The 23,707-nt window shown below is 50.9% G+C and carries 21 protein-coding genes; 8 read left to right on the top strand and 13 right to left on the bottom strand.

All coding sequences use genetic code 11. From position 1 onward, the window contains the following. Positions 1-4: 4 nt before the first annotated feature. A complete protein-coding gene (gene acrE / locus A1SC_RS08460) occupies positions 5-1,162 on the bottom strand; it encodes a multidrug efflux RND transporter periplasmic adaptor subunit AcrE (RefSeq protein WP_001517194.1) in 1,158 nt (385 codons plus the stop codon). Between the two features lie 395 nt (positions 1,163-1,557). Here acrE and envR point away from each other — a divergent pair, with 395 nt between their 5' ends. Further along, the gene (gene envR / locus A1SC_RS08465; protein WP_001129527.1) at positions 1,558-2,220 is read left to right on the top strand and encodes an acrEF/envCD operon transcriptional regulator; all 663 of its coding nucleotides are present in this window, start codon (positions 1,558-1,560) and stop codon (positions 2,218-2,220) included. A gap of 2 nt (positions 2,221-2,222) precedes the next feature. Here envR and A1SC_RS08470 read toward each other — a convergent pair whose 3' ends face one another. From A1SC_RS08470 to A1SC_RS08525, 12 genes are all read right to left on the bottom strand, one after another. Continuing rightward, positions 2,223-2,402 carry a DUF2556 family protein gene (locus A1SC_RS08470; protein WP_001517193.1) on the bottom strand — a complete coding sequence of 60 codons (180 nt, stop codon included), beginning with the start codon at positions 2,400-2,402 and terminating at the stop codon, positions 2,223-2,225. 83 nt (positions 2,403-2,485) lie between these two features. Next, the gene (gene yhdJ, locus A1SC_RS08475; RefSeq protein ID WP_001258882.1) at positions 2,486-3,370 is read right to left on the bottom strand and encodes an adenine-specific DNA-methyltransferase; all 885 of its coding nucleotides are present in this window, start codon (positions 3,368-3,370) and stop codon (positions 2,486-2,488) included. Positions 3,371-3,455: 85 nt separating this feature from the next. Next, positions 3,456-3,752 carry a DNA-binding transcriptional regulator Fis gene (fis, locus tag A1SC_RS08480; RefSeq protein ID WP_000462905.1) on the bottom strand — a complete coding sequence of 99 codons (297 nt, stop codon included), beginning with the start codon at positions 3,750-3,752 and terminating at the stop codon, positions 3,456-3,458. A 25-nt stretch (positions 3,753-3,777) separates the two neighbouring features. Continuing rightward, entirely contained in the window at positions 3,778-4,743 is a 966-nt protein-coding gene (dusB, locus tag A1SC_RS08485) for a tRNA dihydrouridine synthase DusB (protein ID WP_001219652.1), read from the bottom strand. Positions 4,744-5,071: 328 nt separating this feature from the next. Then, positions 5,072-5,953, bottom strand: coding sequence for a 50S ribosomal protein L11 methyltransferase (gene prmA / locus A1SC_RS08490; RefSeq protein WP_001517191.1), 882 nt, complete (start codon positions 5,951-5,953; stop codon positions 5,072-5,074). An 11-nt stretch (positions 5,954-5,964) separates the two neighbouring features. After that, positions 5,965-7,416, bottom strand: a complete 1,452-nt coding sequence (gene panF / locus A1SC_RS08495; RefSeq protein ID WP_001175693.1) for a sodium/pantothenate symporter — start codon at positions 7,414-7,416, stop codon at positions 5,965-5,967. Next, a complete protein-coding gene (locus A1SC_RS08500) occupies positions 7,406-7,648 on the bottom strand; it encodes a YhdT family protein (protein WP_000381177.1) in 243 nt (80 codons plus the stop codon). Before A1SC_RS08500 ends, panF begins: the two co-directional genes overlap by 11 nt. Positions 7,649-7,756: 108 nt before the next feature. After that, positions 7,757-9,106: an acetyl-CoA carboxylase biotin carboxylase subunit gene (gene accC, locus A1SC_RS08505; protein WP_000884623.1), complete on the bottom strand. Its 1,350-nt coding sequence runs from the start codon at positions 9,104-9,106 to the stop codon at positions 7,757-7,759. A gap of 10 nt (positions 9,107-9,116) precedes the next feature. Further along, on the bottom strand, positions 9,117-9,587 hold the full coding sequence (accB, locus tag A1SC_RS08510) for an acetyl-CoA carboxylase biotin carboxyl carrier protein (protein WP_000354618.1): 471 nt from the start codon (positions 9,585-9,587) through the stop codon (positions 9,117-9,119). Positions 9,588-9,985: 398 nt separating this feature from the next. Next, positions 9,986-10,585 carry a protein-methionine-sulfoxide reductase heme-binding subunit MsrQ gene (msrQ, locus tag A1SC_RS08515; RefSeq protein WP_001240070.1) on the bottom strand — a complete coding sequence of 200 codons (600 nt, stop codon included), beginning with the start codon at positions 10,583-10,585 and terminating at the stop codon, positions 9,986-9,988. Then, positions 10,586-11,590 carry a protein-methionine-sulfoxide reductase catalytic subunit MsrP gene (gene msrP / locus A1SC_RS08520; RefSeq protein ID WP_016249263.1) on the bottom strand — a complete coding sequence of 335 codons (1,005 nt, stop codon included), beginning with the start codon at positions 11,588-11,590 and terminating at the stop codon, positions 10,586-10,588. Positions 11,591-11,687: 97 nt separating this feature from the next. After that, a complete protein-coding gene (locus A1SC_RS08525) occupies positions 11,688-12,662 on the bottom strand; it encodes an acrylyl-CoA reductase (NADPH) (RefSeq protein WP_001148445.1) in 975 nt (324 codons plus the stop codon). Between the two features lie 151 nt (positions 12,663-12,813). Here A1SC_RS08525 and csrD point away from each other — a divergent pair, with 151 nt between their 5' ends. The 7 genes from csrD (at position 12,814) to yhdP (ending at position 23,655) form a co-directional block, all read left to right on the top strand. Further along, on the top strand, positions 12,814-14,754 hold the full coding sequence (gene csrD / locus A1SC_RS08530) for an RNase E specificity factor CsrD (protein WP_016249262.1): 1,941 nt from the start codon (positions 12,814-12,816) through the stop codon (positions 14,752-14,754). A gap of 304 nt (positions 14,755-15,058) precedes the next feature. Beyond that, positions 15,059-16,102, top strand: coding sequence for a rod shape-determining protein MreB (gene mreB / locus A1SC_RS08535; protein WP_000913396.1), 1,044 nt, complete (start codon positions 15,059-15,061; stop codon positions 16,100-16,102). A gap of 65 nt (positions 16,103-16,167) precedes the next feature. Continuing rightward, the gene (mreC, locus tag A1SC_RS08540) at positions 16,168-17,238 is read left to right on the top strand and encodes a rod shape-determining protein MreC (RefSeq protein WP_000802529.1); all 1,071 of its coding nucleotides are present in this window, start codon (positions 16,168-16,170) and stop codon (positions 17,236-17,238) included. Then, positions 17,238-17,726 (top strand): rod shape-determining protein MreD, encoded by a 489-nt coding sequence (mreD, locus tag A1SC_RS08545; RefSeq protein ID WP_000135266.1) that lies wholly within the window; start codon positions 17,238-17,240, stop codon positions 17,724-17,726. Before mreC ends, mreD begins: the two co-directional genes overlap by 1 nt. An 8-nt stretch (positions 17,727-17,734) precedes the next feature. Further along, positions 17,735-18,328 (top strand): nucleoside triphosphate pyrophosphatase YhdE, encoded by a 594-nt coding sequence (gene yhdE / locus A1SC_RS08550; RefSeq protein ID WP_001517187.1) that lies wholly within the window; start codon positions 17,735-17,737, stop codon positions 18,326-18,328. Beyond that, a complete protein-coding gene (gene rng / locus A1SC_RS08555; RefSeq protein ID WP_000123205.1) occupies positions 18,318-19,787 on the top strand; it encodes a ribonuclease G in 1,470 nt (489 codons plus the stop codon). Before yhdE ends, rng begins: the two co-directional genes overlap by 11 nt. Positions 19,788-19,854: 67 nt before the next feature. Then, positions 19,855-23,655 carry an AsmA2 domain-containing protein YhdP gene (gene yhdP / locus A1SC_RS08560; RefSeq protein ID WP_016262602.1) on the top strand — a complete coding sequence of 1,267 codons (3,801 nt, stop codon included), beginning with the start codon at positions 19,855-19,857 and terminating at the stop codon, positions 23,653-23,655. The last annotated feature ends 52 nt before the right edge of the window (positions 23,656-23,707 follow it).

Raw genomic sequence — 23,707 nt, 5'->3', positions numbered from 1 at the left:
TGCCTTACTTCGACGCAGTATCTGCGGGGGTATCGGTCGTGGCTTTAACCTGTTCTCCCGGACGCGCTTTTTGCAGACCGCTGACAATGACTTGATCGCCAGATTTCAGCCCTTCGCTAATTAACCATTTATCGCCAATCGCCTGGCTGGCAACGACTGGACGCGCTTCAACCTGACTTTTCTCATTCACAATCAGCACGGTTGCATCGCCACGCGGTGTGCGGCTGACGCCTTGTTGCGGAATAAGAATGGCATCAGGTTGTACACCTTCATCAATCCGGGCGCGCACAAACATACCCGGCAGAAGCGTATGCTGTGGGTTAGGGAAAACCGCACGTAGGGTTATGGAACCAGTGCTTTCATCCACGGTCACATCGGAGAATTGCAGTGTGCCTTTCAGGGGATAAGTTTGACCGTTTTCCATGACCAGCTCTACGTTGCTGGTGGTGTTTTCCTTATGTAAATTTCCTTGCTCTACGGACTGCTTCAGCCTCATAAAATCGTTGCTGGATTGGGTCACATCGACGTAGATAGGATCGAGTTGCTGGACAGTCGCCAGTTCAGTCGTTTGCCCGTTAGTGACGAGAGCACCTTCGGTCACAGTCGATTTGCCGATACGTCCGCTAATTGGCGCGGTTACTTTGGTATAAGCGAGATTGATGCGGGCGCTTTCGACCGTGGCTTTTGCGGCAATCACGGCGGCATCGGCCTGGCGGGCATCAGCAATGGCCTGATCGTACTCCTGCTGACTGATGTATTTTGTGCCCACGAGCGGAACGTAACGTTTTACCGTCAAATGCGCGATGGAAGCGGCGGCTTCACTTTTCGCCAGTTCACCTTTCGCACTGTCATAACTTGCCTGATAGGTCGCTGGATCAATCTGGTACAGGGACTGACCTGCTTGCACATCGCTGCCTTCAGTGAAATTACGATTTAGTACGATCCCGTTAACCTGTGGGCGAACTTCGGCAATACGGAAAGCGTTGGTACGGCCAGGTAATTCAGTTTTAACTTCTAACGGGGCAGTTTTCACAACATGAACGGTAACCTGCGGTTCACCGACGTGAACTTTCTCTTCTCCCTTATCGTTGCAACCCGCGATTAACGCTGCGGAGATCATGATAAAGGGGGGCAGGAGGAAAAACCTGGCATATTTCGTCATTACTATTCCTCAAAAAAACAAAAGCGCGTTATTTGCCAGAAAAAGGCAACGCGTTAACTCGCAGAAATAAAAATACAGTTCGCTATCCTACAAATTATCGTCCGGCGATGTAATAAATAGTTATGAATACTGGCCTCTCAAGGCACATAAACACAAAAATAGATTCGTGTTCTAATGTTTTGTTTTGATGTGAATTGAAGGGAGAGGAATTGTTTTGACGCAAATTGAAACGTACATTCATTAAATAAATGTATTCTACGTCAATAATGGATTTTGTTTATTTGACGATTTATAGCAGGTGAATTTTAGCCTCTCGTATAAATAAATATTGGGTGATACATTACCTTTCATTATTTCCTTTATGTCTAATGTATTTATTTCCTGAATAATTAATCATGGCAAAAAGAACCAAAGCTGAAGCTCTGAAGACCCGGCAAGAACTGATTGAAACCGCCATCGCCCAGTTTGCGCAGCATGGTGTAAGCAAGACGACGCTCAATGATATCGCTGACGCTGCCAACGTCACGCGTGGCGCTATCTACTGGCATTTCGAAAACAAGACCCAACTGTTTAATGAGATGTGGCTGCAACAGCCTTCATTGCGGGAGTTAATTCAGGAGCGGTTGACGGCAGGGGCAGAGCATAACCCGTTTCAGCAATTGCGTGAAAAACTGATTGTTGGCTTGCAATATATTGCCGAAATTCCACGCCAACAAGCATTACTGCAAATTTTATATCACAAATGTGAATTTAATGATGAGATGCTGGCAGAGGCCGTAATACGCGAGAAGATGGGGTTTAATCCGCAGATTCTGCGCGAAATATTGCAGGCATGTCAGCAACAAGGCTGTGTGGAAAATAATCTCGATTTAGATGTAGTGATGATTATTATTGAGGGTGCTTTCTGCGGAATTGTCAAAAACTGGTTAATGAATATGGCGGGTTACGATCTTTATAAACACGCACCCGCCTTAGTCGATAACGTATTAAGAATGTTCATACCAGATAAAAATGTAGCAAAACTAATTCATAAAACAAATGAATTAGATATCGTATAAGCTTACATTCTGTTGTAGAAATCCAGTTCGTCACAGTTAACCAGTTTAAGTGGATTAACCGAATTCATATTGCGGCATTTGTCTGTTTCTGTAGCCAACAGCTCAATCCATTGCATCAGTAAAGTATCAAACAGAAAAACGGAGACAGCGAAAACGACGAGCCACCAATACTTGCGAATCATTACCTGAGCCTGTGCATGTTTAACCAAGTCTGGCAGGAAATATACACGAAATGAATAATCTGAAAACCAGGCTTACACTTCCTTTACTTTGCAATGAGATCGGGGTCAACTTCGCTGACCCGGCATCGTTTTGACAGGTTGCCGGTCTTTCTTTTTTTTACTTTCGCCAGCTCTTCCACGGAGTAATGTGACGCGATACCCAGTCGTCGGAGCCCCATCTTGATGTACTCGCTGTTAATCTCAATACCAATGAATTTTCGCCCGGTTGTGACGGCGACCGCGCCGGTGGTAAAACTGCCCGCAAACGGGTCGAGAACGATATCTCCAGGGTTTGAAGAGGCGAGAATAATGCGTTTCAGCAATGCTTCCGGCTTTTGCGTCGGATGGTTTTCATATTCATCCATCAAATAACGCACGCGCGGAAAATCCCAGACGTTGCCCGGTACTTTTTGATTATTGTAAGGCTGCGGAGGATTTTTACGATAATCGATCAACGCGCGCTGCGATCCGGTTTTGGCTTCTACCAGAATAGCATCGCTGTTAAATGTGTAGTTCTTTGCGTCTTTCACCATCATCAGGATAGGTTCGTACATGGAGCCGTAGTGTTTCTTCGCCTGTACCCCAGAACTGTCATATGACCAGACGATGCGACTTTTGATGGTAAAAAGTTTGCGACACTGGATATCGATAAAGGGCATGTTTTCGGTGCTGTTCATGATGTACATGCAGCCCTGTTTTTTAAGGATGCGGTGGCACTCTGCAATCACTTCAAATAGCCAGTTAATAAACAGATCTTCTTTCCATGCTTCGATCAGACCATCAAAATTTTTGCCGATGTTATAAGGCGGGTCGGCAAAGATCAGATCGATGCTCCCGGTGGGGATTTTTTTTAGCTCGGCTAATGCATCACCCTGAATGATCGTTTTTGTTTCATCGCCAAACCGGGTGGGTTCACATCCTGTTCTCATGGTCACTCCCTTTGTGACGCCTATAAAAAAGGCGCTTCCCCATGCCGAGTAGCGCCTTTTTAATCAAGCATTTAGCTAACCTGAATTAGTTCATGCCGTACTTTTTCAGTTTTTTACGCAGTGTACCACGGTTGATGCCCATCATCAGCGCAGCACGGGTCTGATTACCACGGGTGTATTGCATCACCATGTCCAACAGGGGCTGTTCTACTTCAGCCAGTACCAGCTCATAGAGGTCATTAACATCCTGACCATTCAGTTGAGCAAAATAGTTCTTCAGTGCCTGTTTAACCGAGTCACGCAGGGGTTTTTGGGTTACCTGATCCTGAGAGTTAACGGTAGAAACGGTCAGTACGTCAGAATTTACGCGTTGTTCGAACATAGTTCTGTCAGCTCTTTATTTCTGTTTACGCAAAATTTTCGAAGTATGCCTCCAACGCCTCCAGCTGTTCGCTGGCATCCTCAATGGCGTTGAATGTGCGCCGAAACTGGTCATTTGGAGCGTGTTCCTGGAGATACCAGGAAACGTGTTTACGTGCAATTCGGTAACCTTTCGCCGGACCATAAAAGTCATGCAGTTCCCGAACATGCGCGCAAAGCAAGCGCTTAACCTCTGCCAAAGGCAGCGGGGGCAGCAACTCCCCAGTGTCCAGATAATGCTGGATTTCCCGAAAGATCCAGGGTCTTCCCTGAGCTGCGCGGCCTATCATCAGGGCATCCGCCCCTGTATAGTCGAGCACAGCTCTGGCTTTAAGCGGGTCAGTAATGTCGCCATTCGCGATAACCGGAATGGAAACTTTCTGCTTAACTGCCCGAATACTGTCGTATTCAGCTTCTCCATTGAACAAACAGGCGCGTGTACGACCATGAATGGTCAGAGCCTGAATGCCACAGTCTTCAGCCAGTTGGGCAATCTCTTCGCAGTTACGGTGTTCCGGCGCCCAACCGGTGCGAATCTTCAGAGTGACAGGAACGTCCACTGCATTGACGACCTCGGTAAGGATCGATTTAACGACATCCGGGTACTGCAAGAGGGCTGAGCCTGCGAGCTTGCGATTCACTTTTTTAGCCGGGCAACCCATATTGATATCAATAATTTGGGCACCGCTTTCCACGTTAATACGTGCAGCATCCGCCATTTCTTTCGGATCGCTACCGGCAATTTGCACGGTGCGAATACCGGGTTCATCAATGTGCACCATCCGTAAACGAGATTTGTCGCTTTCCCAAACCTGAGGGTTAGAAGACATCATCTCGGATACTGTCAATCCGGCTCCCATCTCGTAGCACAACGTCCGAAAAGGTCTGTCTGTAATGCCAGCCATGGGCGCTGCGATCAGGCGATTTCTGAGCTGATATTGTCCGATGCGCATGAGTTAAGAAATGACCATACTGTGACTGCAAGGCGGCGTATATTACGCATTTTTTGCACGAGATGAAAGGCCAAACTTTGACCAATCCTCTGAGATGGATCAAAGAATTGCATTTAAAATGAACGCCGCGGAATAATTAGTCATAAAAATCATCACATTAGAAACAAGTGACTAAAATTTGCACTCAAAGAAATTTGAGTAAGTTCTCAATTTTTCTTTATGAATGAAAATTCAGGCACGTGAATTTGCTCAAAAAACCAGCAAATTCACGTGCCTTTTGTGATGTTGCTCGCACTTCGCGCTACACCACTATGCCGCATTGTGAAGGTTAATTCTTACGACCGGTAATGCGACACCACTCTTCTTTTTCCACAACCGGGTCGAGCGTGAAGCTATCGGCATACGCGTCACAAACGCTCTCTGCCTGGCTTGCCAGGATACCGGAAAGGCCCAGTAAACCGCCTGAAACCGGCAGGACGCTGATTAACGGCGCCAGTTCACGTAACGGGCCTGCGAGAATGTTAGCGACCACCACGTCGGCCTTCATTGCTTCAGGCTGATCTTTCGGGAGATAGAGTTCCAGTCGATCAGAAACACCATTACGTTCAGCATTGTCGCGGCTGGCCTGAATGGCCTGTGGGTCGATATCAATACCAATAGCTTTTGCTGCGCCCAACTTCAGCGCCGCGATAGCCAGAATGCCGGAACCACAGCCAAAGTCGATGACCGTTTTACCGGTTAAATCGAGGCTGTCGAGCCATTGCAGGCACAGAGAGGTGGTTGGATGAGTGCCCGTACCAAACGCCAGACCCGGATCTAACATCACGTTGACAGCATTTTCGTCTGGTACATCGCGCCAGCTTGGACAGATCCACAGACGTTCGCCAAAGCGCATCGGGTGGAAATTATCCATCCACTCGCGTTCCCAGTCTTTATCCTCCAGTTGCTCGATTTTATGCGCGAAGCCCGCGCCGAGTAGCGGATGGTTTTCCAGAATCGCCACAACTTCATTCATGTCTGTTTCTGCGTCAAACAGACCAATCACATCGGTGTCGCCCCACAGGCGAGTTTCGCCCGGCAGTGGCTCAAACACTGGCGTATCGTGGGTATCCTGAAAAGTGATAGAAACGGCACCGGCTTCCATCAGCGCATCGCTAAGATCTTCTGCATTCGCGCCGGTGGTGTTCAGTTTCAGTTGGATCCAAGGCATGGCAAAACTCTTTATTTATCAGTAGTCAAAACGGTAGCTTGCGGGACGGATGTACCGAAACGGTTTCCGACCAGGAAAGCCAGCAAACTTAGCAGTAACGAGGGCACGATAGGGTGGAAGCCCAGGTACTGAATATTTAGGGTTGCAAGTACGGCATACAGCACGCCGCCGACGATCATCGCGCTTAGCGCGCCTTTGGCGTTAGCGCGTTCCCAGTAAAGGCCCAGCACCAATGGCCACAGGAAGACGGCTTCAAGACCACCGAAGGCCAGCAAATTTAACCAGATGATCATTTCTGGCGGCTTCCAGGCGGCAAGCAGCAGCAACGCGCCGAGAACCAACGTAATCACCGCCGACATCCGCTTCAGACGCGTCTCGTTTTGCATTTGTTCCGGACGGATATTCAGATAGAGATCTTTAATGATCGTAGCGGAACTTTGCAGCAATTGGGCATTGATCGTCGACATAATCGCGGCCATTGGGGCGGCAAGGAAGATCCCGGCAGCAAACGGCGGCAACACTTTTACCATCAACGTTGGGATCACCAGATCCGGCACGGTGAGATCAGGGATCACCGCGCGGCCTAACGCGCCAGCCAGATGCATACCAAACATCAGGATCGCCACCACAATTGTACCGATGATGATCCCCCGATGTACCGCTTTGCTGTCTTTATAAGAGATACAGCGCACCGCGGTATGCGGCAGGCCAATCACCCCAAAGCACACCAGAACCCAGAACGAAGTCATGAAGGCAGGCGACAGAATATCATCAGCGCCTTGTGGTGTTACCAGTTGCGGATCAATGGATTGTAGCGTCTCTACTGCGTTGCTTAAGCCGCCAGCAGCATGGACCACGCCGACCAGTAGCACAATGGTGCCAATCAGCATCACCAGCCCTTGCATAGTGTCGTTCAGCACACTGGCGCGAAAGCCACCAAAGGCGGTATACAACGCAATACTGATGCCGAAAATCAGCAGGCCGGTTTCATAAGGAATGCCAGCAGCGGTTTCCAGTAGACGCGCACCGCCGATAAACTGCACGGTCATTGCACCAACGAATGCTACCAGCAAACTCAAACTCGCCAGCCACACCAGCAAACGGCTCTGGTAGCGGGCAAACAGCATATCGTTCAGCGTTACCGCATTGTAGCGGCGCGCGAGAATAGCGAACTTCTTGCCGAGAATACCGAGCGAAAGCCAGACAGCAGGTAGCTGAATCATCGCCAGCAATACCCAGCCCAGCCCGTATTTATAAGCAGCGCCGGGTCCGCCGATAAACGAACTGGCGCTGATATAGGTTGCGGTGAGCGTCATCGCCAGCACAATACCGCCCATAGAGCGGCTGCCGAGGAAATACTCATTCAGGAAAGTGCCCGTGTTCCGTTTACGCATCGCATAAACCGAAATCCCGAACACCACCACCAGATAGGCGACCAGCGGTAGAATCACTTCAAGCTGCATCGTCATCCTCCAGCGGAATATCGCGATAGATAAATTTCACCATCGCCCAGCACAGTCCAATAAACAGCAGCGGCGTCAGGATGCAGGCCATCTCAAACCAGCGCGGAAAACCGGTAAAACCGGGGGCAACGCCAGGTAAGTAAGCAGCTACTAACCAAACAAGCAGATACAAAAGGGTCAGCCCCAGCGCCCAGCGCGCCTCTTTATGAGCCTGAACAAAACGAGTGTCCATTTTTTGTCCCTGATGGGTGAAGAAAGCGGGGATTGTACCTTATGGGGCTTGCCGATCCCCAGAAATAAAAAAGGCCGGAAAATCCGGCCTTTTGACGCTGTTGCAGTCTTATTTTTCCTGAAGACCGAGTTTTTTCTCCAGATAGTGGATGTTAGTGCCACCATGCTGGAAGTTCTCGTCGTTCATGATGCGGATCTGCAGATCAACGTTGGTTTTGATACCGTCGATGATTAGCTCCTGCAGCGCATTCTTCATGCGTGCAATCGCCACATCACGGTTTTCACCGTAGCAAATCAGTTTGCCGATCATTGAGTCATAGTACGGCGGCACGGTGTAGCCAGCGTAGATATGAGACTCCCAACGCACGCCAAAACCGCCAGGTGCGTGGAAACGGGTGATTTTGCCCGGGCTTGGCAGGAAGGTGTTTGGATCTTCGGCATTGATACGGCATTCCACCGCATGGCCGCGAACATGAACTTCTTCTTGCTTGATCGACAGCGGTTGACCGGCAGCGATACGCAACTGCTCTTTGATCAGGTCAACGCCGGTGATCATTTCAGTAACCGGGTGTTCTACCTGAATACGGGTGTTCATTTCGATGAAATAGAATTCGCCGTTTTCAAACAGGAATTCGAAAGTACCTGCTCCGCGATAGCCGATATCAACACACGCTTTGGCACAACGTTCGCCAATGTAGCGACGCAGTTCCGGGGTAATGCCCGGTGCTGGCGCTTCTTCGACCACTTTCTGGTGACGGCGCTGCATGGAGCAGTCACGTTCAGCCAGATAGATAGCGTTGCCCTGGCCGTCCGCCAGTACCTGAATCTCGACGTGGCGAGGATTTTCCAGGTATTTCTCCATGTAAACCATATCGTTGCTGAAAGCAGCTTTCGCTTCCGCACGCGTCATGGAGATGGATTGCGCCAGTTCAGCGTCGCTGCGCACTACGCGCATACCGCGACCGCCGCCGCCGCCGGAAGCTTTGATAATTACCGGGTAACCAATGCGTTTAGCAATGGCGCGGTTTTTATCCATATCGTCGCCCAGCGGGCCGTCAGACCCCGGTACACAAGGGACGCCAGCTTTTTTCATCGCGGCAATTGCCGACACTTTGTCACCCATCAGGCGAATGGTGTCTGCTTTCGGGCCGATGAAGATAAAGCCAGAGCGTTCAACCTGCTCAGCAAAATTGGCGTTTTCGGAAAGGAAGCCGTAACCCGGATGGATTGCTACTGCGCCAGTGATTTCAGCGGCGCTGATGATTGCCGGGATGTTCAGATAGCTTTTTACTGACGGAGCAGGGCCAATACAGACCGTTTCATCTGCCAGTAATACGTGTTTTAGGTCGCGATCCGCGCTGGAGTGCACTGCGACAGTCTTGATGCCCAGTTCTTTACAGGCACGAAGAATACGCAATGCAATCTCGCCACGGTTGGCAATAACAATTTTATCCAGCATGTTCGCCTCGTTACTCGATGACGACCAGCGGCTCGTCAAATTCTACCGGTTGTCCACTTTCGACCAGAATTGCTTTCACAGTACCGGATTTGTCTGCTTCGATCTGGTTCATCATTTTCATGGCTTCAACGATGCACAGGGTATCGCCCACGTTCACTTTCTGACCCACTTCGATGAACGCTTTCGCGTCCGGGCTTGGGGTGCGGTAGAAAGTACCAACCATTGGGGAACGTACGATGTGACCACTGATTTCCGCTGCTGCTGGCGCTTCCATGGAAGGAACGGTCGCCGGAGCGGCTGCGTTAGACTGAGCTGGCTGCTGCATCATTGGTGCAGCGTAAGCTTGTTGCATCATCGGGAAACTTGCGGCAGGTGCTGCACGGCTGATGCGTACTGACTCTTCGCCTTCAGAAATTTCCAGTTCAGAGATGCCTGATTCTTCAACCAGCTCGATCAGTTTTTTAATCTTACGAATATCCATGAGTGGGTTCCGTACTCTTTGTTTAGTGTGATTGTGACAGGCGTTTCACCGCCGTCTGTAAAGCGTATGCCCCGACAGTAGCTGTATGCATAGCGATAAATTCCAGCCAGCCGGGACGCCGGTCTATTTTGCCCCAGAGTGTCAATGTGAGACTTGACGGACATTGTGCAGCGATCTGCTGCCATTCTCCGGCAAAAAACAAAATATACCTTCGTTTCGCCATTGTCACCTTTTCCGCAGCTCAAAAACTGCGTCAGGGAGAACGAGGTCGCACATTATAACGATTTCGTAGCAAATGGCAGCTAAATACTGGTCTTATCAGGGAAGATAATCAACAGCTAACATGTAAATAACTTTCAACGCCGCGTATTTTGCAACAAGCCGCACAGTTCATGAAATTAGCGCCACCATTGACGGAACTTCTTATAACGTAAGGCTAAAAGCAGTAAAGCCAGCCCAGCGTAGATGATTGGCTGTGGTGAGATAATCTTTACTGACCACAGATAATGTATGGGGGCCAGGATCGCGACAAGATAGACGAAGTTATGCAATTGTTGCCAGCGTTTGCCTAAGTTTCGCTGCATCGCCTGCGTGGAAGTGAATGTTAAAGCCAGTAAAATCAGCCAACTGATAATTCCGAGCGTTAAATAAGGTCGGGTGACTAATTCCTGACCCAATAACGTCAGATTATTCACTCCCAGCTCCAGCAAGGCATAACTGGTTAAGTGCAGCGTTGCCCAGGCGAAACACCATAAACCCAACAGGCGGCGAGTGCGAATCAATAATGGTTGTTTAGCGTAGCGCGCCAGCGGCGTAACCAACAAGGTCGCCAGCAAGAATTTCAGCGCAGTCCGACCGGTAAAATGCTGAATATCTTTCACCGGATCGGCACTTAATCCACCGTGGTTAATTGCCCACATCAGCCAGACAAACGGCAAAAATCCGGCAAGATGCAGGCAAACTTTCAGCCATGTCACTTGTTTTGCTGTCAGTCGCACTTAGAAATTCTCCCGTAAATCCAGTCCACGATAAAGCGACGCCACTTGATCGGCGTATCCGTTAAACAACAGCGTTGGCTGACGTTGTACATCAAGAATGCCACCTGAACCGATAAACCGTTCGGTAGCCTGCGACCAACGGGGATGATCAACATGCGGATTGACGTTGGCATAAAAGCCGTATTCATCGGGCGCAGCCAGATTCCAGGTGGTTGGCGGACGCTCCCGGGTCAGCTTAATACTGACAATCGATTTAATCCCTTTAAAGCCATATTTCCACGGCACAATCAGCCGTACCGGTGCGCCATTTTGCGGCGGTAACGCCTTGCCATAAACACCAACGGTCATCAGTGTGAGCGGATGCATCGCTTCGTCGAGACGTAATCCTTCTATATAAGGATATTTCAGGCCGCCGCCAATAAACCGGTCCTGCTGGCCTGGCATCTGTTCCGGCGCATAAATGGTTTCGAAGGCGACGTATTTCGCGTTACTGGTCGGTTCTGCCAGTGCCAGCAATTTGTGCAGCGGAAAACCAATCCACGGCACCACCATCGACCATGCTTCTACGCAACGCATACGATAAATCCGCTCTTCCAGCGGGAAACGACGGGTCAGTGCATCATGATCGAGGGTTAACGGTTTAGCGACTTCACCGCTGATTTTCAACGTCCACAGATCAGTTTTCAGACTGCCGGCATTTGCCGCTGGATCGGCTTTATCCAGTCCGAACTCATAGAAGTTGTTATAGCCGGAAACTTTATCTTCCGGCGTCAGTGGCAGGTTATTTTGCCAGGCGGCAGGCCTGCTGAATTCTAATGGCTTTCCGGCTGGTGCGGGCGGGCGATCGTTACCCTTGAACCAGCTAAGCAGGTCGGCATGAGTAGTGGTTGGTAGAGAAAGTGCAGCAGCGCTGATGCCTAACGTTTTCAGAATCTGCCGACGTTGCATAAAAAAAGCCGATTCGGCAGTGACATCGGCTTCTGTAAGTTGACGAATTTTTTTCATAACAGACTCCCGGTATGCTCCTGATTACTATGGCAGGGAGAATGTCAAAGTGCTGCTAAAATTCGTTAACGATATGTAAATTATTTTGTGCGAAATCTTAGCTTATTTTTACCAATGTGCGCCCTTGCACCTGGTTATTAATAATGGCTTCAGCAAACTTCGGAGCATCTGCCAGCGAAATTTCTTTTGCTGCCTGCGAATAGAATGATTCCGGTAGATCTGCGACCAGACGCTGCCAGGCTTGCGCGCGGCGTTCTGGTGGCGTCATGACTGAATCCACCCCTTGTAAACGGACATTACGCAGAATGAACGGCATTACCGTGGTTGGCAGGGCAAAGCCACCCGCCAGACCACAGGCTGCCACACAGCCACCGTAGTTCATTTGTGCCAGTACTTTCGCCAGCACTTTGTCGCCAACAGTATCAATCGCGCCAGCCCAAAGCTGTTTTTCCAGTGGACGGGATTCAGCAAACTCATCGCGCGGCAAAATACGGCTGGCACCTAACCTTTTCAGGTATTCATGGGTACTTTCACGACCAGAAACGGCAACGACCTGATAACCCAACTTATGCAACAGTGCTACGGCCGTACTGCCGACGCCGCCGCTGGCGCCCGTAACGACAATTTCGCCATCCTGCGGATGAATACCGGCATCTTCCAGCGCCATTACGCACAGCATGGCGGTAAACCCGGCAGTACCGATAACCATCGCTTTACGCGCGTCCAGACCTTGCGGCATGGCAACCAGCCAGTCACCTTTCACGCGCGCCTGCTGTGCCAGCCCGCCCCAGTGGTTTTCACCAACGCCCCAACCGGTGAGTAACACTTCCTGACCGGCATGAAAACGAGGATCTTCACTGGCGCGTACGATTCCTGCGAAGTCTATGCCAGGAATCATCGGAAAATTGCGGATGATTTTTCCTTTACCGGTAATCGCCAGCGCATCTTTATAATTCAGGCTCGACCAGTGGACATCGACCGTCACATCGCCTTCCGGCAGGCGACTTGCGTCCAGAGTCTGTACAGATGCGAGGGTTTTGCCGTCCTGCTGTTCTAAAAGTAACGCCTGCATAAGAGGTCCTCATGTGCATGATGGATTGGAAAATAATTTCTGAAGACTATACTCGCTAATGGAAAAGCAAAGCCGATGAAGCGCAATAAATTGCGAGATAAATCTGATTTGCTGGTATGCCCGCGTCCTCACTATCGGAGTTAACACAAGGATGAGATTAACGACGAAATTTTCGGCCTTTGTCACGCTGCTCACCGGGTTAACAATTTTTGTGACTCTGCTGGGCTGCTCGCTTAGTTTCTACAACGCCATTCAGTATAAGTTTAGTCATCGTGTTCAGGCAGTGGCGACGGCGATCGATACCCATCTTGTGTCGAATGACTTCAGCACATTGAGGCCACAAATCAGCGAACTGATGATGTCGGCGGATATCGTTCGCGTGGATCTTTTGCACGATAAAAAACAGGTTTATACCCAGTCCCGCAATGGCAGCTACCGTCCGGTTGGTACTAGCGATCTGTTTCGCGAGCTGACTGTACCGTTGATTAAACATCCAGGGATGTCTCTGCATTTGGTGTATCAGGACCCGATGGGCAACTATTTCCACTCGCTGATGACCACTGCACCGCTCACTGGTGCGATTGGATTTATCATTATTATGCTCTTCCTGGCTGTACGCTGGTTGCAACGGCAACTTGCCGGGCAAGAACTGCTGGAAACCCGCGCCACTCGTATCTTAAACGGTGAGCGCGGCACGAATGTGCTGGGCACCATCTATGAATGGCCGCCAGGGGCCAGCAGTGCACTGGATACGCTGCTTTGCGAAATTCAGAATGCGCGCGAACAGCACAGTCGTCTCGATACGCTGATTCGTTCCTATGCTGCGCAGGATATTAAAACTGGCCTCAATAACCGCCTCTTTTTCGACAACCAACTGGCAACGTTACTGGAAGATCAGGAGAAAGTAGGGACTCACGGGATCGTGATGATGATCCGCCTGCCGGATTTCAATATGTTGAGCGACACCTGGGGGCACAGTCAGGTTGAAGAACAACTCTTTACCCTGACAAATTTGTTATCGACATTTATGATGCGCTATCCGGGGTCGCTGCTGGCACGTTATCACCGTAGCGATTTTGCCGTGCTGTTGCCACACCGGACATTAAAAGAGGCGGAGAGCATTGCCGGGCAATTGATCAAGGCGGTTGATACCTTACCGAGTAATAAAATGCTCGATCGTGATGATATGATTCACATCGGCATCTGTGCCTGGCGTAGTGGGCAGGATACCGAACAGGTGATGGAACATGCTGAATCCGCTACGCGCAATGCGGGATTACAAGGCGGCAACAGTTGGGCCATTTACGATGACTCGTTACCTGAAAAAGGGCGCGGTAACGTTCGTTGGCGTACGCTCATTGAGCAAATGCTTAGCCGCGGCGGCCCGCGTCTTTATCAGAAACCGGCGGTTACCCGTGAGGGGCAGGTTCATCACCGCGAGCTGATGTGCCGCATCTTTGATGGTAATGAAGAGGTCAGCTCGGCGGAATATATGCCGATGGTGTTGCAGTTTGGCTTATCGGAAGAGTATGACCGCCTGCAAGTCAGTCGCCTCATCCCGCTGCTACGCTATTGGCCGCAAGAAAATCTGGCGATTCAGGTCACCGTTGAGTCGTTGATTCGTCCACGTTTCCAGCGTTGGCTACGCGATACGTTGATGCAATGTGAAAAATCGCAACGAAAACGCATAATTATTGAACTTGCAGAGGCTGATGTTGGTCAACATATCGGTCGCTTGCAACCTGTTATTCGTTTAGTGAATGCTTTAGGGGTTCGGGTCGCCGTCAACCAGGCCGGATTGACGCTGGTAAGTACCCGTTGGATCAAAGAACTTAATGTTGAATTACTCAAGCTCCATCCGGGGCTGGTAAGAAACATTGAGAAGCGAACAGAGAATCAATTGTTGGTTCAGAGCATGGTAGAAGCGTGTTCCGGGACCAACACTCAGGTTTACGCTACGGGCGTACGTTCGCGAAGCGAGTGGCAGACCCTGATTCAGCGCGGGGTTTTAGGTGGACAGGGGGATTTTTTCGCGTCCTCACAGCCACTTGATACTAACGTGAAAAAATATTCACAAAGATACTCGGTTTAACCTGCCGTTTGATCCGTTTTCACGTAGAATAATGCGCGCTGCGTTTCACGGGAGCGTGCTTGTCTGTTCGCCAGATTGTTGCAGCACATATGCAGATGAATGACCTTACGCAGTTGCAAACAGGCGAGGAATGCTACTGATGCATTTAGCCTCTCTGGACTCAGGTAGAGATTTGTAACAAAGGAAACAAACTGCACTAATTTTCACCGCAGCAGATGATTTTTGCGCCTTGTCGCTGCTGCGTGTGGTTGGTAAAGTAAGCGGATTTTCTTTTCCGCCCCAGCTTTCAGGATTATCCCTTAGTATGTTGAAAAAATTTCGTGGCATGTTTTCCAATGACTTGTCCATTGACCTGGGTACTGCGAATACCCTTATTTATGTAAAAGGACAAGGCATCGTATTGAATGAGCCTTCCGTGGTGGCCATTCGTCAGGATCGTGCCGGTTCACCGAAAAGCGTAGCTGCAGTAGGTCATGACGCGAAGCAGATGCTGGGCCGCACGCCGGGCAATATCGCTGCCATTCGCCCAATGAAAGATGGCGTTATCGCTGACTTCTTTGTGACTGAAAAGATGCTCCAGCACTTTATCAAACAAGTGCACAGCAACAGCTTTATGCGTCCAAGCCCGCGTGTTCTGGTTTGTGTGCCGGTTGGTGCTACCCAGGTTGAGCGCCGTGCTATTCGTGAATCCGCGCAGGGCGCAGGTGCCCGCGAAGTCTTCCTGATTGAAGAACCGATGGCCGCAGCAATCGGTGCAGGCTTGCCGGTATCTGAAGCAACCGGTTCAATGGTGGTTGATATCGGTGGCGGTACTACTGAAGTTGCCGTTATTTCTCTGAACGGCGTGGTTTACTCCTCTTCTGTACGTATCGGTGGTGACCGCTTCGACGAAGCGATCATCAACTACGTTCGCCGTAACTATGGCTCTTTGATCGGTGAAGCGACCGCAGAACGTATCAAACACGAAATCGGTTCTGCTTATCCGGGCGATGAAGTCCGTGAAATCGAAGTTCGTGGCCGTAACCTGGCAGAAGGTGTGCCACGCGGCTTTACGCTGAACTCCAACGAAATCCTTGAAGCGCTGCAAGAGCCGCTGACCGGCATCGTTAGCGCGGTGATGGTTGCGCTGGAACAGTGTCCGCCGGAACTCGCTTCCGACATCTCCGAGCGCGGAATGGTGCTCACTGGCGGTGGTGCGTTGCTACGTAACCTTGACCGTTTGTTAATGGAAGAAACCGGCATTCCAGTTGTTGTTGCTGAAGACCCGCTGACCTGTGTGGCGCGTGGTGGCGGCAAGGCGCTGGAAATGATCGACATGCACGGCGGCGACCTGTTCAGCGAAGAGTAATCGGATGCAGGCAGGGGAAGCGTCTGTTTACCCTGCCTGATCTGATACGAGAATACGCATAACTTATGAAGCCAATTTTTAGCCGTGGCCCGTCGCTACAGATTCGCCTTATTCTGGCGGTGCTGGTGGCGCTCGGCGTTATTATTGCCGACAGTCGCCTGGGGACGTTTAGTCAAATCCGTACTTATATGGATACCGCCGTCAGTCCTTTCTACTTTATTTCTAATGCTCCTCGAGAATTGCTGGATGGCGTATCGCAGACGCTGGCCTCGCGCGATCAACTAGAACTTGAAAACCGGGCGTTACGTCAAGAACTGCTGTTGAAAAACAGCGAGCTGCTGATGCTTGGACAATACAAACAGGAGAACGCGCGTCTGCGCGAGCTGCTGGGTTCTCCGCTGCGTCAGGATGAGCAGAAGATGGTGACCCAGGTTATCTCTACGGTTAACGATCCGTACAGCGATCAGGTTGTTATCGACAAAGGCAGCGTTAACGGGGTTTATGAAGGTCAGCCGGTCATCAGCGATAAAGGTGTTGTTGGTCAGGTGGTAGCGGTCGCAAAACTGACCAGCCGCGTGCTGCTGATCTGTGACGCGACCCATGCGCTGCCAATTCAGGTACTTCGTAACGATATCCGCGTAATTGCAGCGGGTAACGGTTGTACTGATGATTTACAACTTGAGCATCTGCCAGCGAATACTGATATTCGTGTTGGTGATGTATTGGTGACATCTGGTCTTGGTGGTCGTTTCCCGGAAGGTTATCCGGTGGCGGTCGTCTCTTCCGTGAAGCTCGATACCCAGCGCGCTTATACCGTGATTCAGGCTCGTCCGACTGCGGGTCTGCAACGTTTGCGTTATCTGTTGCTGCTGTGGGGCGCGGATCGTAACGGCGCTAATCCAATGACGCCGGAAGAAGTGCATCGCGTTGCTAATGAACGCCTGATGCAAATGATGCCGCAGGTGTTGCCTTCGCCAGATGCAATGGGACCAAAACTTCCGGAACCGGCAACGGGAATTACCCAGCCAGATCCGCAGCAACCAGCAACGGGTACTGCCACTAACCGCTCTCCACAAGGGGTTACGCCGCCGCAAAGTGGTGCTCAACCGCCTGCACGTGCGCCGGGAGGGCAATAGTGGCGAGATATCGTAGCCAGGGACGCTGGGTTATCTGGCTCTCTTTCCTCATCGCGTTGTTACTACAAATTATGCCCTGGCCGGATAACCTCATCGTTTTCCGGCCAAACTGGGTATTACTCATTTTATTGTATTGGATCCTGGCCTTGCCCCATCGCGTAAATGTGGGCACAGGTTTTGTGATGGGTGCCATACTGGATCTGATCAGCGGTTCTACGCTCGGTGTACGGGCGTTGTCGATGAGTATCATTGCTTATCTGGTAGCGCTGAAATTCCAGCTTTTCCGCAACCTGGCATTATGGCAGCAGGCGCTGGTCGTCATGTTGCTTTCGCTGGTAGTGGATATTATTGTTTTCTGGTCAGAGTTTTTGGTGATCAACGTCTCTTTCAGACCCGAAGTGTTCTGGAGTAGTGTAGTCAATGGTGTGCTCTGGCCGTGGATTTTCTTGCTGATGCGCAAAATCCGTCAGCAGTTTGCAGTGCAATAAAGGTTTCTATGACTTCTCTGTATTTAGCTTCCGGTTCTCCACGTCGTCAGGAGTTACTTGCGCAACTTGGCCTCACTTTCGAACGTATTGTTACGGGCATTGAGGAGCAGCGTCATCCGCAGGAGAGCGCGCAGCAGTATGTTGTGCGTCTGGCGCGCGAAAAAGCGCAAGCGGGCGTCGAGCAAGCAGCGCAGGATTTGCCTGTGCTGGGGGCGGATACTATCGTGATCCTGAACGGAGAAGTGTTAGAGAAACCGCGCGACGCAGAACATGCGGCGCAGATGTTACGCAAATTATCGGGACAGACCCATCAGGTAATGACAGCAGTGGCGCTGGCCGACAGCCAGCACATTCTCGATTGCCTGGTGGTTACCGATGTGACTTTCAGAATGTTAACAGGTGAAGACATCGCGGGCTATGTCGCCAGCGGTGAACCGTTAGATAAAGCAGGTGCATACGGTATTCAGGGGCTGGGTGGTTGTTTTGTCAGGAAGATAAATGGCAGCTATCACGCCGTAGTCGGCTTACCGCTGGTTGAAACGTATGAATTATTAAGTAATTTTAACGCACTGCGTGAGAAAAGGGATAAACATGACGGCTGAATTGTTGGTAAACGTAACGCCTTCGGAAACGCGAGTGGCGTATATTGATGGCGGCATTCTGCAGGAAATTCATATTGAACGTGAGGCGCGACGCGGAATCGTAGGCAATATCTACAAGGGTCGTGTAAGTCGTGTACTTCCGGGTATGCAGGCGGCTTTTGTAGATATTGGGCTGGAGAAAGCCGCGTTTCTACACGCTTCTGACATTATGCCGCACACCGAATGTGTGGCGGGCGAGGAACAAAAGCAGTTCACGGTACGCGACATTTCGGAACTGGTCCGCCAGGGGCAAGATCTGATGGTACAGGTGGTGAAAGACCCTCTGGGCACCAAAGGCGCGCGCCTGACCACAGATATCACGCTGCCGTCTCGCTATCTGGTGTTTATGCCTGGCGCATCCCACGTTGGGGTTTCCCAACGCATTGAAAGTGAATCCGAACGTGAACGCCTGAAAAAAGTGGTCGCAGAGTATTGTGACGAGCAGGGTGGGTTTATCATCCGTACCGCAGCGGAAGGTGTTGGCGAAGCAGAACTGGCTTCCGATGCCGCTTATTTGAAGCGCGTGTGGACTAAAGTGATGGAGCGTAAAAAGCGCCCACAGACTCGTTATCAACTGTATGGCGAACTGGCGCTGGCACAGCGTGTCCTGCGTGATTTTGCTGATGCCGAACTGGACCGTATTCGCGTTGACTCGCGTCTGACTTACGAAGCATTGCTGGAGTTTACCTCGGAATACATTCCTGAGATGACCAGCAAGCTGGAGCATTACACGGGCCGCCAGCCGATTTTCGATCTCTTTGATGTAGAAAATGAAATTCAGCGGGCGCTGGAGCGCAAAGTTGAGCTGAAGTCCGGTGGCTATCTGATTATCGATCAGACCGAAGCAATGACTACTGTGGATATTAATACCGGGGCGTTTGTCGGTCATCGCAATCTGGACGACACCATTTTCAATACCAATATTGAAGCGACGCAGGCTATTGCTCGCCAGTTACGGTTGCGTAACCTGGGCGGGATTATCATCATTGATTTCATTGACATGAATAATGAAGATCACCGTCGTCGCGTGCTTCATTCACTGGAACAGGCGTTGAGCAAAGACCGGGTAAAAACCAGCGTTAACGGTTTCTCGGCGCTGGGACTGGTGGAGATGACGCGTAAGCGAACCCGCGAAAGTATTGAGCACGTACTGTGTAATGAATGCCCAACCTGCCACGGTCGCGGAACGGTGAAAACGGTGGAAACCGTATGTTATGAAATCATGCGAGAAATCGTTCGTGTGCACCATGCTTACGACTCTGACCGTTTCCTGGTCTATGCTTCTCCGGCAGTAGCCGAAGCCTTGAAAGGCGAAGAGTCGCACTCACTGGCGGAAGTGGAAATTTTCGTTGGCAAACAGGTTAAAGTACAAATTGAACCGCTCTATAACCAGGAGCAGTTTGATGTCGTTATGATGTAAACAGATGCTGGGTCGCCATCCGGCAAAGGGTTTTTGAGTCACATTTTTAGCAGACAAGGAGTGACGGGTGAGGCGATTGCCGGGGATTTTACTGCTTACTGGAGCCGCGCTCGTTGTGATCGCTGCGCTGCTGGTCAGCGGCCTGCGTATTGCTTTACCGTACCTCGATGCCTGGCGTCCGGAAATCCTCAACAAAATAGAATCTGCTACCGGAATGCCGGTGGCTGCCAGTCAACTCTCTGCCAGTTGGCAGAATTTTGGTCCGACGCTTGAAGCACGCGACATTCGTGCAGAGCTAAAAGATGGCGGTGAGTTTTCGGTTAAACGCGTCACCCTGGCGCTGGATGTCTGGCAGAGCCTGCTGCATATGCGCTGGCAGTTTCGCGATCTCACTTTCTGGCAACTGCGCTTTCGCACCAATACACCAATTTCCAGCGACAGCGGTAATGACAGCCTGGAAGCCAGCCACATCAGCGATCTTTTTCTACGCCAGTTCGATCACTTCGATCTCCGCGATAGCGAAGTCAGCTTTCTGACGCCATCAGGCCAGCGTGCTGAACTGGCGATCCCGCAACTTACCTGGCTTAACGATCCGCGTCGGCACCGTGCGGAAGGCCAGGTAAGTCTCTCCAGTCTTACCGGACAGCACGGCGTGATGCAGGTGCGGATGGATCTGCGTGATGACGAGGGGTTGTTAAGCAACGGTCGCGTATGGCTACAGGCTGATGATATCGACCTGAAACCGTGGCTGGGTAAATGGATGCAGGACAACATTTCGCTGGAAACGGCGCAGTTCTCGCTGGAAGGCTGGATGACGATCGACAAAGGCGATGTGACCGGTGGCGACGTCTGGCTGAAACAGGGCGGCGCAAGCTGGTTGGGTGAGAAGAAAACGCATTCGCTGTCGGTGGATAATCTGACCGCACATATTACGCGTGAAAATCCGGGCTGGCAGTTTTCTATTCCTGATACTCGTATCACTATGGACGGCAAACCCTGGCCAAGCGGGGCATTGACGCTGGCCTGGATACCGGAACAGGACGTTGGTGGGAAAAATAATAAACGCAGTGACGAACTACGTATTCGCGCCAGCAATCTGGAACTGGCTGGGCTGGAAGGCATACGCCCGTTGGCAGCGAAACTTTCACCTGCTTTGGGGGATATCTGGCGTTCCACGCAACCGAGCGGCAAGATCAACACGTTGGCGCTGGATATCCCGCTTCAGGCTGCAGAAAAGACCCGCTTTCAGGCATCGTGGAGCGATCTGGCCTGGAAGCAATGGAAATTACTACCGGGGGCGGAACATTTCTCCGGGACGCTTTCCGGTAGCGTAGAAAATGGTTTGCTTACCGCTTCCATGAAGCAGGCGAAAATGCCTTACGAAACGGTATTTCGTGCGCCGCTGGAAATTGTCGACGGCAAGGCGGCCTTAAGCTGGCTGAATAACGATAAGGGTTTTCAGCTCGATGGCCGCAATATTGATGTCAAAGCCAAAGCCGTCCATGCGCGTGGTGGTTTCCGCTACCTGCAACCGGCTAATGATGAACCCTGGCTTGGCATTCTGGCTGGCATCAGTACCGATGATGGTTCGCAAGCCTGGCGCTATTTCCCGGAAAACCTGATGGGTAAAGACCTGGTTGATTACTTAAGTGGGGCGATTCAGGGTGGTGAGGCGGAGAACGCGACGCTGGTTTATGGCGGCAATCCGCATCTTTTTCCATACAAACACAACGAAGGTCAGTTTGAGGTGTTGGTGCCGCTGCGTAATGCGAAGTTTGCTTTCCAGCCGGACTGGCCAGCATTAACTAATCTCGATATTGAACTGGACTTTATTAACGACGGTTTATGGATGAAAACCGATGGCGTTAATCTGGGTGGCGTGCGTGCCAGCAATCTCACCGCAGTGATCCCTGACTACTCGAAAGAAAAGTTGCTGATTGATGCTGACATAAAAGGTCCGGGCAAAGCTGTTGGCCCTTATTTTGATGAGACGCCGCTGAAGGATTCGCTGGGGGCGACCCTGCAAGAACTCCAGCTCGACGGCGATGTGAATGCTCGCTTACATCTCGATATCCCGCTGGACGGCGAGCTGGTTACAGCGAAAGGCGAAGTGACGCTGCGTAACAACAGTCTGTTTATCAAACCGCTTGATAGCACTCTGAAAAATTTGAGCGGCAAATTCAGCTTTATCAATGGCGATCTACAAAGCGAATCACTAACCGCAAACTGGTTTAACCAGCCACTGAACGTGGATTTTTCCACCAAAGAAGGGGCGAAAGCCTACCAGGTTGCGGTGAATCTCAACGGCAACTGGCAACCAGCGAAAACTGGCGTTCTGCCTGAAGCGCTGAATGAAGCGTTAAGCGGCAGTATGGCATGGGATGGTAAAGTGGGCATTGAGCTACCTTATCAAGCTGGCGCAACGTATAACGTTGAACTGAACGGCGATCTGAAGAATGTGAGCAGTCACTTACCTTCACCGTTAGCCAAACCTGCTGGCGAACCGTTGCCAATTAACGTTAAGGTCAACGGCAATCTCAACAGCTTTGAATTAACCGGACAGGCAGGCGCGGATAACCATTTCAATAGCCGCTGGTTGCTCGGTCAAAAGCTGACGCTCGATCGCGCCATCTGGGCGGCAGACAGCAAAACGCTCCCTCCGTTACCGGAGCAAAGTGGTGTTGAACTCAATATGCCGCCGATGAACGGTGCCGAGTGGCTGGCCTTGTTCCAGAAAGGCGCAACGGAAAAAGTTGGCAGCGCAGCGAGTTTCCCTCAGCACATTACGCTACGTACACCGATGTTGTCGCTGGGAAATCAGCAATGGAATAACCTGAGCATTGTTTCGCAACCGATGGCAAATGGTACGCAGGTCGAGGCGCAAGGGCGTGAAATCAACGCTACGCTGGCGATGCGTAATAACGCACCGTGGTTAGCGAATATCAAATATCTCTATTACAACCCGAGCGTGGCAAAAACTCGTGGTGATTCAACGCCGTCATCACCTTTCCCGACAACGGAGCGTATCAGCTTCCGTGGCTGGCCGGATGCGCAAATACGTTGCGCAGAATGTTGGTTATGGGGGCAAAAATTCGGCCGCATCGACAGTGATATCACCATTTCCGGCGATACGTTAACCCTGACCAACGGGCTGATTGATACCGGTTTCTCGCGGCTCACTGCTGATGGTGAATGGGTTAATAATCCCGGAAATCAACGGACATCGCTGAAAGGAAAACTGCGCGGACAGAAAATTGATGCTGCCGCAGAATTTTTTGGTGTTACGACGCCAATACGCCAGTCATCATTTAATGTGGATTACGATTTGCACTGGCGTAAATCGCCGTGGCAGCCAGACGAGGCGACATTGAACGGCATCATTCATACACAACTGGGCAAAGGTGAAATTACCGAAATTAGCACCGGACATGCCGGACAGTTGCTGCGCTTATTGAGTGTTGATGCCCTGATGCGTAAGCTGCGCTTTGATTTCAGGGATACCTTTGGCGAAGGGTTCTATTTTGACTCCATTCGCAGCACCGCGTGGATTAAAGACGGCGTTATGCACACTGACGACACGCTGGTGGATGGCCTGGAAGCGGATATCGCCATGAAAGGATCGGTAAATCTGGTGCGTCGCGATCTCAATATGGAAGCGGTTGTCGCGCCAGAGATTTCTGCGACAGTGGGTGTGGCTGCGGCCTTTGCGGTTAACCCGATTGTCGGCGCGGCAGTGTTTGCCGCCAGTAAAGTGCTGGGGCCGCTGTGGAGTAAGGTCTCCATTTTGCGCTATCGCATTTCTGGTCCGCTGGATGCTCCGCAAATCAACGAAGTGTTGCGTCAGCCGCGTAAAGAAAAAGCGCAATGATTTGACGAGGGCATGTAATTGCCCCAATCTCATAAGATAATCGTTGCCATAA

Source organism: Escherichia sp. KTE52 (genome assembly GCF_000408325.1).
Taxonomy (GTDB): Bacteria; Pseudomonadota; Gammaproteobacteria; order Enterobacterales; family Enterobacteriaceae; genus Escherichia; species Escherichia marmotae.
The sequence above is the reverse complement of the archived record's forward strand: the minus strand, read 5'-3'. Positions and strand labels throughout refer to the sequence as shown.